Source organism: Flavobacterium sp. N1736, from assembly GCF_025947065.1.
In the GTDB taxonomy this organism is placed as follows: domain Bacteria; phylum Bacteroidota; class Bacteroidia; order Flavobacteriales; family Flavobacteriaceae; genus Flavobacterium.
In genome coordinates this window covers 2,670,123-2,682,276 of record NZ_CP109994.1, presented here as the reverse complement: position 1 = coordinate 2,682,276, position 12,154 = coordinate 2,670,123, and the positions used below count along the sequence as shown (strand labels likewise).

Genomic DNA, 12,154 nt, shown 5'->3' with positions numbered 1-12,154 from the left:
CTCTAGCTTTAAAGAGACTGATTTTTATTTAAGCGGCAAAGATACCCTTTTGAACGTAACAAAAAAAGATAGCGCTACGCTATGATGTTTTAAAATATTAATTATTTAATAATTCGATCCTTTTGGAAATTAATTCAGCCAATTTGTTTTTTTGATCTATTGAAAGAAAACTATTTTCAATCCACCAATATGCTTTACTAAGTTTTTTAAAAAATTGGTTATATGTATTTAATATTTGTTTTTCAGTAAGGTTCAGGCTTTTGCCTAATGCATCGAAATCTTTTTTTGTTAGTTTATTTTTTCGTCCATTAATAGTAAGGCTCATTTGTTCTGGTTCATTTGAAATTACAAGATATGTGCTAACTAAATCATAAGCCGGACTTACAAGAAATTGTCCATTTTCTCTCTCAAGCATAGAGAAATTTTTTAGATGCATATCAGCATTACCTGTTATAAAACTAAATAAAATTATTTCAAAGTATCTCAATGAGTCCAGTCCGGGTTGAGAAGAATATTGACGAATAATTTTTCCTGTTTTTTCATGACTTCCTCTATATTTATGTTCTGTAAGTGTTTCTGTGAGTTGGCACAAATCTTCACAAGCTAATTTTTTTTCGCCAAGTCGTTCAAATCTTTTGGTTAAGTAAGCCAGATTACCGCTGGGAAGTCTTATTAAACCATGAATGGCCGTTTCAATACCAAATATTTGAGCCAGGTGCATACAAAGGTCTTCATTTTCAGGTAACAATTGAAATGTTTCGCTTTGTGGTTTAAAAATGTAATTACTTTTATTATCAGTAATTGTAAATCGGATGTCGTTTTTACTTTCCTCCAACCATAAACTTAGTTTTGGCTGTACGCCTGTAATTGCCGCTTTAGTATCTATTACTTCTTTTGCATACAATGTCAGTTTTTTTTCATCAATATCAATTATTGGCATTGTTTTGATTCCAAATGTTTTTTTTATACATTTAGAATGATAATCGATTTCTTCGTTTGTTAGTTCTTTATAACACAGTAAACAATTCATATTGTATTAATTATACTTATGTCGCCAATACAGTCTCTACATAATGTTAGTAATAAGCTCATTCGATCCCTCGGATTAAGTTTCCAATTATCAATAGCAATTTTTAATAACCATCCCTCAGGGATTAAACCGTCAAAAAATGGAATCATGTTTTTATCTGTAAATAATTCCTCTCTTACGGGCAATGTTCTGCTTACGGGACCATATTGAGGATTTTGTATATATGTAGAATCATATTGAAAGAAATATCCATCTTCATTTTCCCAAATTAAACCTGCCAAAAGCTCTTTTTTATAAACTAATCCTTTTTTCATTACTTATTGTTCTTCTATTTGTTGAATATCACTATGAGCAATTTTTTCGATTATTTGGTCATCTGTTTTTTGGTGATATTTTATCATATTCATGTTAGATATAAATTCCCAAGCGGTAATTTTATTTTCTTTGAAATCAAATATTTCGTTAACGAACATTCCATATTTTATTGTCTTGTTTTTCAGGGTAATTTTAATAGCCTTGAGAAGAAAGTTAGAAACTATATCATAAGGATCCAGTTGTTGTTTTGCAGGAGTCAATTCAAAACCAAATAAAGATAATACTAGTTCAACTTTATCTAACTGAAGCGTTTTTTTTCCTTGTTCTAACTCTCTTATAAAACGAATTCCAACACCAGCTTTTAACGCTAGGTCTTCTTGTGTAAAACCAAGTTTTTTACGATGATATTTAATAAACGGAGATAAGTTGCTCATAATTTATGCGTTTACGGGTATAAATATAGTAATTTTAATCAATATTGTACCCGTAAGGGTATAATATATGTAAAAATTAATAAAAAAATCCCTTACGGGTATAGATTTTTAATTCAAAACTAAAAAAGAGACTCGAAAGCCTCCTTGTATATTAAGATATTATAGATTAATGTTCTATTTGTCCTTGATTAATTTTTCAAGCCTTGCCATCATTTCATCTTTTTCTTTCAGCATACGCTCAAATAAAGCAATCTTTTCTTCGTGAAGTTTTTTTAACTCTTCGATAGGATTGAAGTTGAATGTGGAGTTAGGATTTCCAACACAGGCATTATCTCCAAAAGTATTAGAAATAACATTTATCGCATGCTCTTCATCAAAATTTTGAAAAGCTTCAACAGGAATTTTTAATATATCTGAGATTTGATTTAGTAGATCAACTTCAATTATATCTTTTTGCTCCAACATAGAAATTTTCTTTTGATTCCAGTCATTTCCCAAATCAAAAGCCAATGCTTCCTGTTTGATTCCAAGCATTTCTCTAAAACGTTTTACGTTTCTTCCTTGATGTATTTTTTGTTCCATAATGAATATCAATTTTCTGAAGGCTCAAAGATAAAGCCATTTGTATGTCTTATAAATAATTATTAAGAAATTATTTATTGATTAGTTTTTCAAGCCTTGCCATCATTTCATCTCTTTCTTTCAACATACGTTCATACAACGCGATTTTTTCATCATACAATTGAACGATTTTATCAACGGGATTGAAAGAAGGCTGATAGCTAAATCCAGAAGCTACCGCATTATCTTTAAAATCTTGAAATGAATAGGTATTTGCAATAATATTCACCGCATGTTCTTCATCAAAATTTTGAAAAGCCTCCACAGGAATTTTTAATATATCTGAGATTTGATTTAGTAGATCAACCTCGATTATGTCTTTTTGTTCCAGCATAGAAATTTTCTTCTGATTCCAGTCATTTCCCAAATCAAAAGCCAATGCCTCTTGTTTGATTCCAAGCATTTCTCTAAAACGTTTTACGTTTCTTCCCTGATGTATTTTTTGTTCCATAATGAATATCAATTTTTCTGAAAGCTCAAAGATAAAGCCATTTGTATGAAAAAGTATGAGTTTCAAAGATAAAAAAATAGTAAACTATTATATCGCGATTTGCGAATTATTTGTGCAGATAGGAATTCAATACGGGACTTAAATCTAAATAATGAATTTGCTGCGGAACATTGATTATCGGTTTTCGAACCAAAGATTCATTTGTCAGATAATAATGCAAACCATCTTCTGACGAAATTCCTTCGATTTGATGAAAAGGAAGTGAAAGATTTATTCTTCGTTTATTTCCTGATAGAAAATCATTGTTTTTAAAATCGTATAATACATATAAAAATGATTTCCCCGTTTTTGAATAACCACAAAGTACAATCAATTTTTTTGATTCTAAATATGTCGCGCCTGTTACAAGAGCTTTTGTATCAAGAGTTTGTTTAAATTGTGCAATATGGTTTCCGGATTTATTTGGTAACGCATAAATACTGGTTTTTGATGATTTCCATTGTTTCGTAAACAAATAAACAGAGTCTTTGGAAACTATAAAAGCTTCGCAGTCAAAATTGGTCGTGTTTCCTTTTTGTGCGGTAAAATCAGTTTGGTCAGCATAAGAAAAAGAAATTTTTTCGATAATTGGATTTCCATTTAAAAATGATTTTTTTTCAATTTTTAAAATGTTTAAATCAGTACGGTTTCCGGTGTAATTATTGCCAAAATCACCAATATATAAATACGAGCTGTCTTGCGAAATTTCTTCCCAGTCATGATTTATCACTTTATCCAAAATGATTTTTTTCTGAATTTTTCCCAGAGAATCTAATCCGTAAATTGTTTTATCATGATCGTCATTATGAGTCCATAATAAATGATCGAAAGCAATTAATCCCGACGTTTCTTTTACAGAATCACTTAATTTATTCGAATATTGTGGTCTTATTTTAAAGTTTGCATATTGACAGTTTCCGTCATTTATTGTTGCCGCTGCATTATAATTTTTAGATAAAATATCTGTACAGCCAGAAACCTGCGCAAATGCTGCGATTGTGCTAATAAAGAAAAAGAATATCGTTTTTATCATTATTCGAAAACTATTTTCTTAAAATTTAAAAAACTGATTGTTAGCAATAATTTCTTTTAAATTAGAAATATAATCTGTTTTTACTTTCTGGCTAAATGATGCAATATGATTGCTATGATGAACATCTGTTCCTGTAAAATCGTACATTCCTTTTTTCAAAAGCAAATCTGCGGTTTTATTTACCGTGTCACCATAATAACCCACTAAAGCCAATAAATTTAATTGAAATAAACAACCTGCTTTTTTCAATTTTTCGTATTCAGAAAAGTTTTTATGATAAAACAAATATCTTTCGGGATGTGCCAAAACCGGAATATATCCGGCAACTTGCAAATCAAAAAGTATTTTATACAATTGCACCGGAGCATTTATATAAGACATCTCGACCAAAACATAATTATCTTTTAAGGTAAGAAGTTTTTCAGATTTAAAATGATTTTCAAACCAATCATCCATAAAATATTCGGCAGCAGCCAAAAACGGAACCTTAATATTATGGTTTTCTAGCGCAAGTTTTGTTTCGATAGAATTGGCAATAATAACGTCAGGCGAATTATTCCAGATATAATGGCTAATATGCGGCGTTGTAATAAATTGCGAAATACCAATTTCTTTAAACGCTTTTGCCAGTTTTGTGGTTTCTTTTATGGTTTTTGCACCATCATCAATTCCGGGTAATAAATGAGAATGAATATCAATATAATCTTCTGAAAGAAGATCTTTTAAATGCGGTTTTGATTTAAAGAATGATAACATGCGGTAAAAGTAAAAATAAATAAGTTGTATTTTCTTACCGTCGCAGTTTTTTATTTATGAGGATTATTAGTAATATATAGCGGTTGAAAGATAAGTTTTGCGCTTTGTTAATTATGTTATATTTTGCATTGCAAAAAATGTAACATTTTATGAAAATCAAAGAAAATTTATACAATCAAAGAATAATTTCAATAGATGCCTTACGCGGAATCACGATTTTTGTTATGATTTTTGTAAATGAACTCGCAAGCGTAAAAAATGTTCCGCAATGGATGAAACACATGCCTGCAGATGCAGATGCGATGACTTTTGTTGATCTGGTATTCCCTGCGTTTTTATTTATTGTTGGTATGTCGGTTCCATTTGCGTTTAATGCACGATTACTAAAAGGAGATTCGACCAAAACAATTTGGACACATACTTTAAAAAGAGCTTTGGCTTTAATTATTATTGGCGTTTTTATGGTCAATGCCGAATATGGTTACGATGCAACAAAAATGATAATTGCACCCGCTTTTTGGGGACTTTTAGCCTATTCAATGCCAATTCCTATTTGGAATAAATACCCAAAAGATTTTCCGCTTTGGCTTAAAAACACCCTTCAATATGGCGGAATATTGGTTTTAATAACACTTTATTTTTTATATGTTCAGGATAACGGTAAAATAGGAATGACGCCAAAATGGTGGGGAATTCTTGGTTTAATTGGCTGGGCGTATCTTTTTACTGTAATTTATTATTGGCTGGTTTCGGGAAAATTGTGGGCAATGATTGCTTTTCTTGTCGTATGTGTTGCCGCTAATTCGGCTAATTTGACAGAAGGTTTGGCTTTGCCGGAATGGTTTCGTTTTATTGCCGGACATTTAACGCACGCTTCTTTAGTAAGTGCCGGCGTAATTATTTCGTTATTGTTTTTCGATCGAAAAATTCCGCTTAAAATCAATTGGCAGGTGATTATTTTCGCCATTTTATTTTTTGCAACAGGATATTTATTGCGCCCGTATTTCGGAATATCAAAAATAAAAGGAACTCCTTCCTGGACGATGTTTTCTGCAGCAATTTGTACCGTTTTATTTTACTTTTTGTATTGGTTAATGGAAATTAAAAAACAAACCAAATGGAGCGATTTTTTCATGCCAGCCGCTGCAAATCCGTTATTGATTTATATTTTGCCGGGCGTTATTTATTATTTTAATCTGGCTTTTAAAATCGAAATTATACCGGAATATTTCCGTGAAGGATTACCGGGAATAATCTGGTCACTCGTATTCTCAACAATTATGTTACTTGTCATGAAAATTTGCAATAAGTATAAAATTCAATTACATCTTTAGAAAGTTTCAGGTTTCAGGTTTCAAGTTTCAGGTTCACGTTGCGTTAACCTGAAACTTGAAACTTAAAACCTGAAACAAATTTTATTATTTTAAAATCATCTTCTGTCTTGAATAAAGCTTTAAATTTGTAAGAAGTTGTTTCTTAAAACCTTACGAGATGAAAAATGTAAAATTTCTAATTACTTTATTTTTTATTTTTCTAATGTCGTTTTGTTATTCACAAAATGATTCGGTTGTAAACAACAAAAAAGATATTTTAGATGTTCTCTACAAACTTTTTCATAAAAACGATTCCCTTGCACGAAATACCGACAAAAAAGTAGCGTTTTCGTTGCTTCCTGTTCCTATAGATGCAGATAAAAATGCAGGATTAGTCGTTTCGTTTTTAACCACTTTTTATCTCGGAGACAGAAAAACCACGAGTATGTCGCAGGTTACTTTTTCGCCTTATTTTAGTTTTACCAAACAATATGTATTTCCCATTCAGACTTATATATATACAAAAGATGATAAATGGAATTTTATTGGCGATTATCGATTTATGATTTATCCGCAGCCAACTTATGGTTTGGGAGAACATAATACAGATCAAAAAATGTCGACTTTAGATTATCAGCAATGGCGTTTTTACCAATTTGCAACCCGAAAAATAATTGGAAATTTCAGGCTCGGATTAGGTTTGCTGCTGGACAATTATCAGAATATTTCTGAGGAATCTTATATCGATGAAGAAACCGATTATTCAAAATATATGAATGGAGATTTCGCTGACGAAAATTCTTTTGGAGTTGCGATTCAGGGTTTATATGATTCGCGGAAAAATAACGTAAATCCTGAGCAAGGTTTATACGTAGAAGCAGATTACAGAATAAATACAAGCGGAGTAAAAGATGAAAAATGGAAATCTTTTTATTTTGATGCCAGAAAATATCATTCTTTCAGTAAAACCAAACACAGGGTTTTAGCGTCCAGAGCATTTTATTGGTCTACTTTTGGAGGAAAACCGCATTATCTCGATTTACCAAGTATTGGCTGGGATCGTGACGGCAAAACGGGCAGGGGTTTTACCAGAAACAGGTTTCGAAGCAATGCACTTATTTATTTCGAAACAGAATATAGAACTGATATTACCAAAAATGGTTTTCTTGGTGCTGTATTTTTTACCAATATTTCTTCGGTTTCAAAATTAGATACATACAAATTCAGTAAATGGAATCCCGCCGTAGGAACCGGAATTCGTGTTAAATGGAACAAACAAAATAATAATAATTTGATATTGGATTTTGGCGTCAGTAAAAACGATTGGTCTTTGCGATTGGGTTTAGCCGAAAATTTCTAACTTTCGAAAAAATCCACAGATCAAATTTTCATGGAATTATCCGTTATTATTCTCAATTATAATGTGCGCTATTTTCTCGAACAATGCGTTTTAAGTGTTCAGGAAGCAATTTCTAAACTTGATGCCGAAATAATCGTAATCGACAATAATTCTACAGATGACAGTTGTTTAATGATGCAGGAACGATTTCCGGAAGTAAAATTGATTGAAAACAAAGAAAATTTTGGTTTTCCAAAGGGAAATAATATTGCAGTCGATTATGCAAAAGGAAAATATGTCTGCATTTTAAATCCCGATACCGTTGTTGCAGAAGATACTTTTACGAAGATTCTGGCTTTCGCCGAAAGGCAAACGAACTTAGGAATTATTGGATGCAAATTAATTGACGGAACAGGAAGTTTTCTCCCGGAAAGTAAACGCGGAATTCCAACGCCCTGGGTTGCTTTTACGAAGTTTTTTGGTTTGTATAAAATCTTTCCCAAATCGAAACTTTTTAATCAATATTATGCACAGCATTTGAGCGAAAATGAAACCGGAGAAGTAGAAATACTTGTTGGCGCTTTTATGCTGATGAAACGAGATCTATATCTGGATTTAAAAGGTTTTGATGAAGATTGTTTTATGTATGCCGACGATATTGATTTGTCGTATCGCGCTTTGCAGCTGCAAAAAAGAAATTTCTATTTTCATGAAACTACGGTTTTACATTATAAAGGTGAAAGTACCGTAAAAGACGAAAAATATATGAAACGTTTTCAGGAAGCAATGACATTTTTTTACCAAAAGCATTTTAAGAAATCACTGTTTTTTTCTATCTTCTTTAAAATTGGAATCGTGTTTTTTTCTTTTGTTAAAATGTTTCAGGGGAAACCGAAAGAAAAATCATTGCCGGAAACTTATTTTTTATACTCTTTAAATGCGAAATTGTCTGAAAAGTTGACTTTTATTTTGAAAAATAAAGTGGTGATTTTCGATTTCAAAAAAGAAAAAATGGTAAATTCGTCGCAGATTTCGAAAGGTAAAAGAGTTGAGATTATTTTAGATAATCACTATGTTTCGTTCAAAAAATGTATCAAAATCATAGAAACTCTTAAAGATAAGAGCATTACTTTTAAAATTTTCCCTAAAAAAGCAAATTTTATTATCGGAAGTAATTCAAGAAATGATAGAGGTCAAATTATAAAAATTGAGTAAAAAATTATATTAAATGTAATTTATATTTAAAATATTCAGTAATTTCGCAATCTGAAAATTAAAATCATCCTTGAGATTAACAATATGGCAAGATTTGAATTAAAACTTCCTAAAATGGGAGAAAGTGTCGCTGAAGCAACTATTACAAACTGGTTGAAAGAAGTTGGAGACAAAATTGAAGCTGACGAAGCAGTACTAGAAATCGCAACTGATAAAGTGGATAGCGAAGTGCCAAGCGAAGTTTCAGGAATTTTGGTAGAACAATTATTTGGCAAAGATGATTTAGTTCAGGTTGGTCAAACCATTGCAATTATTGAAACCGAGGGCGATGCTCCGGCAGCTAAAGTTGTTGAAGAAGTTGCTGCTCCGGTTGAGGTTGCTGATCCCGAAACTTCGGGAGAACAAACGATAGAAGCGGCAAAGGAAACTGTTGCTGCGCCTCAGGATTTTGCAGGATCGGATAAATTCTTTTCTCCATTAGTGAAAAATATTGCAAAAGAAGAAAATGTTTCTATTGCAGAATTAGACAGTATTAATGGTTCCGGAAAAGATGGCAGAGTTACTAAAGAAGATATTTTAAAATACGTTGAAGATCGCAAATCCGGTGTTATAACTCCAAAAGCTGAGCCTGCTAAAACTGAGGCTGAGTCTGCGACTATAACTCAACCTAAAACTGAGCCTGCGACTGTAATAAGCGAAGCTAAAACTGCGACTGTAACCCCAGTTGCTCAAAAAAGCCATCAGGCGGTTCCGGTTTCTGTAAATGGAGGTGACGAAATCATCGAAATGGACAGAATGCGTAAACTGATTTCAGGATACATGATCGCTTCGGTACAAACTTCGGCACACGTACAATCGTTTATAGAAGTTGATGTTACCAATATTGTAAAATGGAGAGATAAAGTTAAAACTGCTTTTGAAAAAAGAGAAGGCGAGAAGCTGACTTTTACGCCAATTATGATGGAAGCGGTTGCAAAAGCATTAAAAGATTTCCGGGAATGAATATTTCTGTTGATGGCGAATACATCATCAAAAAGAAAAATATAAATTTAGGAATGGCGGCAGCTTTACCAAACGGAAATTTAATTGTACCGGTTATTAAAAATGCCGATCAGTTAAATCTTGTTGGAATGGCAAAAGCGGTTAACGATTTAGGAAACCGTGCTAAAGCAGGAAAACTAAAACCAGACGATACACAAGGCGGAACTTACACCGTTACTAATGTAGGGACTTTTGGAAGTGTTTTTGGAACGCCAATTATCAATCAGCCACAAGTGGGAATTCTGGCTTTGGGAGCAATTCGTAAAGTGCCTGCGGTTATCGAAACTCCGGAAGGTGATTTTATCGGAATTCGTCAAAAAATGTTCTTATCGCATTCTTACGATCATAGAGTAGTAGACGGCGCATTAGGAGGAAGTTTTGTAAAACGTGTTGCCGAATATTTAGAGGCTTTTGACGTAGACAGAGATTTTTAAAAATCATAATATTATAAATAATTAACCCTTTTAACATTTTAAATGTTGAAAGGGTTTTCTTTTGCCCGAATTTCTGTAATACGTAGTATAAATGCTTAACTTTCTAAAAAAAACGGGGAAAATTCGTCTTTAAAATTTATATTTGTAGACTTATAAAATTTAAATATGGAACTTAAACTCAACAAACCAATTTGCTTTTTTGACCTTGAAACAACAGGGATTGATATCGGAAAAGATAGAATAGTAGAAATTTCAATATTTAAAGTTTTTCCTAACGGAAATAAAGAAAGTAAAACATGGTTGGTAAATCCTACCATTCCAATTCCACCGCAAACCACAGCTGTTCATGGAATTACCGATGAAAAAGTAGCAAACGAACCTACTTTTAACGAATTGGCGCCACAAATTCATAATATGATTAAGGACAGTGATTTGGGCGGATTTAATTCAGATCGTTTTGATATTCCGTTATTGGCAGAAGAATTACTTCGCGCGGGAGTTGATTTTGATATGAAAAACAAAGTTTCAGTAGATGTGCAGACTATTTTTCATAAAATGGAAGAGCGTACTTTAAGTGCTGCCTTGAAATTTTATTGTGGAAAAAGTCTTGAAAATGCGCATTCTGCAGAAGCAGATACTATGGCAACGTACGAAATTTTAAAAGCACAATTAGATCGTTATCCTGAATTAGAAAACGATATGAAAGTTTTGTCTGAATTTACAACCCGAAAAAAAATTGCCGATTTTGCCGGAATGATTGCTTTTGATAAAGACAATGAGGAAATTTTTACTTTTGGAAAACACAAAGGAGCAAAAGTAGAAAAAGTGTTAGAATCTGAGCCTGGATATTTCAGCTGGATTCAAAATGCCGATTTTCCTTTATATACCAAAAAAGTTCTGACAGCTATAAAATTAAGAAAGTTAAACACGAAATAAGTTTTCAGTCGCAGTGTCAGTATTCAGTTTATGCTGAGACTGATTTTGTGTTTACAAAGACTGTGACTGAAAACTGAGACTGAAAACTAAAAAGAATGAAAATAATCTGTATCGGTAGAAATTATGCCAATCATATTGAGGAATTAAAAAACGAAAGACCTGCAGAACCAGTGATTTTTATGAAACCTGATTCGGCGGTTTTATTGAAGCAGCATCCGTTCGTAATACCTGAATTTTCTGAGGAAATTCATCACGAAATAGAGATAATTGTTAAAATTAATAAAGTAGGAAAGTATATTGAGCCTAAGTTTGCACATAAATATTATGATGAAATTAGTGTGGGTATCGATTTTACTGCCAGAGATTTACAAGCCAAACTAAAAGAAAAAGGTTTACCTTGGGAAAAAGCAAAAGCATTTGACGGATCTGCTGTTATTGGAGATTTTTTACCAAAAACCGATTTTATTTCGATGGAAAATCTTAGTTTTGAACTGACAAATAATGCAAAAACAGTTCAAAAAGGCAATACAAGTCATATGCTTTGGAAAATTGATGAACTTATCTCCTATGTATCGCAATACTTTACATTAAAAATAGGAGATATTATTTTTACAGGAACGCCGGAAGGTGTTGCAGCAGTTCAGCCAAACGATGTTTTAGAAGGCTTTTTAGAAGATAAAAAATTATTTAGAATACAAGTAAAATAATGGCTTTAAAATATAACCTTTCGAAAGTGTATGCGCTTTCAGATAATGATCCTGAATTTGTAAACGAAATTCTTAAATTGTTTGTTACCGAAGTTCCTGAAGATTTAAAACAAATCAAAGAAGGAATTAAAAAGAAGGATCATAAATATGCCTATGCTTATGCGCATAAAATTAAACCAACTTTAGATTTACTAGGCTTAAATGTAGCTTTTGAAGAAATTCTTCAGGTTGAAGCATGGACAAAAGCCGAAGGCAAGAAAAAAGAAATAGTCGAAACCTTTAAAAGCATCAAAATACAAGTAAAAGAAGCGATCAAAGAAATCAAAAAAGACTTTGATATTTAATTGGACGTGACCCTATTTTAGGCCTTTTTAATTGAGGTCCAAAATAGGGCGGTCCCGAAACTACGGGACACTATATCTTTTGTTCCTGAAATTTTTCGTTTAACGTGCCGTTTCTTTTTGTCACAAAAGGATGCCGTTTCTACCCC

At 32.1% G+C, this 12,154-nt stretch carries 12 protein-coding genes and 2 pseudogenes; 7 read left to right on the top strand and 7 right to left on the bottom strand.

The features are described 5' to 3' along the window. Positions 1–97: 97 nt before the first annotated feature. The 7 genes and pseudogenes from OLM54_RS11155 to OLM54_RS11125 form a co-directional block, all read right to left on the bottom strand. A complete protein-coding gene (locus tag OLM54_RS11155; protein WP_264534718.1) occupies positions 98–940 on the bottom strand; it encodes a HipA domain-containing protein in 843 nt (280 codons plus the stop codon). A gap of 86 nt (positions 941–1,026) precedes the next feature. After that, a complete protein-coding gene (locus tag OLM54_RS11150) occupies positions 1,027–1,344 on the bottom strand; it encodes a HipA N-terminal domain-containing protein (RefSeq protein WP_264534717.1) in 318 nt (105 codons plus the stop codon). Between the two features lie 258 nt (positions 1,345–1,602). Further along, positions 1,603–1,779: pseudogene (locus tag OLM54_RS21725) on the bottom strand (helix-turn-helix transcriptional regulator); the annotation flags it as partial. Between the two features lie 174 nt (positions 1,780–1,953). Next, positions 1,954–2,361, bottom strand: coding sequence for a helix-turn-helix domain-containing protein (locus OLM54_RS11140; RefSeq protein ID WP_264534716.1), 408 nt, complete (start codon positions 2,359–2,361; stop codon positions 1,954–1,956). Positions 2,362–2,431: 70 nt separating this feature from the next. Then, a complete protein-coding gene (locus tag OLM54_RS11135; protein ID WP_264534715.1) occupies positions 2,432–2,851 on the bottom strand; it encodes a helix-turn-helix domain-containing protein in 420 nt (139 codons plus the stop codon). 106 nt (positions 2,852–2,957) lie between these two features. Continuing rightward, on the bottom strand, positions 2,958–3,923 hold the full coding sequence (locus OLM54_RS11130; protein ID WP_264534714.1) for a T9SS C-terminal target domain-containing protein: 966 nt from the start codon (positions 3,921–3,923) through the stop codon (positions 2,958–2,960). A gap of 18 nt (positions 3,924–3,941) precedes the next feature. Then, positions 3,942–4,679, bottom strand: coding sequence for a tyrosine-protein phosphatase (locus OLM54_RS11125; RefSeq protein WP_264534713.1), 738 nt, complete (start codon positions 4,677–4,679; stop codon positions 3,942–3,944). Between the two features lie 149 nt (positions 4,680–4,828). Between OLM54_RS11125 and OLM54_RS11120 the strand changes: the two genes are divergently transcribed. The 7 genes and pseudogenes from OLM54_RS11120 (at position 4,829) to OLM54_RS11090 (ending at position 12,008) form a co-directional block, all read left to right on the top strand. Then, positions 4,829–6,013, top strand: coding sequence for a DUF5009 domain-containing protein (locus tag OLM54_RS11120; RefSeq protein ID WP_264534712.1), 1,185 nt, complete (start codon positions 4,829–4,831; stop codon positions 6,011–6,013). 157 nt (positions 6,014–6,170) lie between these two features. Then, the gene (locus OLM54_RS11115; protein ID WP_264534711.1) at positions 6,171–7,352 is read left to right on the top strand and encodes a hypothetical protein; all 1,182 of its coding nucleotides are present in this window, start codon (positions 6,171–6,173) and stop codon (positions 7,350–7,352) included. A gap of 30 nt (positions 7,353–7,382) precedes the next feature. Then, a complete protein-coding gene (locus OLM54_RS11110; RefSeq protein ID WP_264534710.1) occupies positions 7,383–8,546 on the top strand; it encodes a glycosyltransferase family 2 protein in 1,164 nt (387 codons plus the stop codon). Positions 8,547–8,630: 84 nt separating this feature from the next. Beyond that, positions 8,631–10,021 (top strand): annotated as a pseudogene (locus OLM54_RS11105) (dihydrolipoamide acetyltransferase family protein). 165 nt (positions 10,022–10,186) lie between these two features. Then, complete coding sequence (locus OLM54_RS11100; protein WP_264534709.1) at positions 10,187–10,957, top strand: 3'-5' exonuclease; 771 nt, start codon at positions 10,187–10,189, stop codon at positions 10,955–10,957. 95 nt (positions 10,958–11,052) lie between these two features. Next, positions 11,053–11,664, top strand: coding sequence for a fumarylacetoacetate hydrolase family protein (locus OLM54_RS11095; protein WP_264534708.1), 612 nt, complete (start codon positions 11,053–11,055; stop codon positions 11,662–11,664). After that, positions 11,664–12,008: an Hpt domain-containing protein gene (locus OLM54_RS11090; protein WP_264534707.1), complete on the top strand. Its 345-nt coding sequence runs from the start codon at positions 11,664–11,666 to the stop codon at positions 12,006–12,008. The genes OLM54_RS11095 and OLM54_RS11090 overlap by 1 nt, the downstream gene beginning before the upstream one ends. Positions 12,009–12,154 lie beyond the last annotated feature (146 nt).

Excerpts from the sequence above, each read along its gene's own strand:
- OLM54_RS11100 (WP_264534709.1), top strand. The coding sequence starts at position 10,187 with ATGGAACTTAAACTCAACAAACCAATTTGCTTTTTTGACCTTGAAACA.
- OLM54_RS11110 (WP_264534710.1), top strand. The coding sequence starts at position 7,383 with ATGGAATTATCCGTTATTATTCTCAATTATAATGTGCGCTATTTTCTC.
- OLM54_RS11140 (WP_264534716.1), bottom strand. The coding sequence starts at position 2,361 with ATGGAACAAAAAATACATCAAGGAAGAAACGTAAAACGTTTTAGAGAA.
- OLM54_RS11130 (WP_264534714.1), bottom strand. The coding sequence starts at position 3,923 with ATGATAAAAACGATATTCTTTTTCTTTATTAGCACAATCGCAGCATTT.
- OLM54_RS11095 (WP_264534708.1), top strand. The coding sequence starts at position 11,053 with ATGAAAATAATCTGTATCGGTAGAAATTATGCCAATCATATTGAGGAA.
- OLM54_RS11150 (WP_264534717.1), bottom strand. The coding sequence starts at position 1,344 with ATGAAAAAAGGATTAGTTTATAAAAAAGAGCTTTTGGCAGGTTTAATT.
- OLM54_RS11090 (WP_264534707.1), top strand. The coding sequence starts at position 11,664 with ATGGCTTTAAAATATAACCTTTCGAAAGTGTATGCGCTTTCAGATAAT.
- OLM54_RS11135 (WP_264534715.1), bottom strand. The coding sequence starts at position 2,851 with ATGGAACAAAAAATACATCAGGGAAGAAACGTAAAACGTTTTAGAGAA.
- OLM54_RS11155 (WP_264534718.1), bottom strand. The coding sequence starts at position 940 with ATGCCAATAATTGATATTGATGAAAAAAAACTGACATTGTATGCAAAA.
- OLM54_RS11120 (WP_264534712.1), top strand. The coding sequence starts at position 4,829 with ATGAAAATCAAAGAAAATTTATACAATCAAAGAATAATTTCAATAGAT.
- OLM54_RS11115 (WP_264534711.1), top strand. The coding sequence starts at position 6,171 with ATGAAAAATGTAAAATTTCTAATTACTTTATTTTTTATTTTTCTAATG.
- OLM54_RS11125 (WP_264534713.1), bottom strand. The coding sequence starts at position 4,679 with ATGTTATCATTCTTTAAATCAAAACCGCATTTAAAAGATCTTCTTTCA.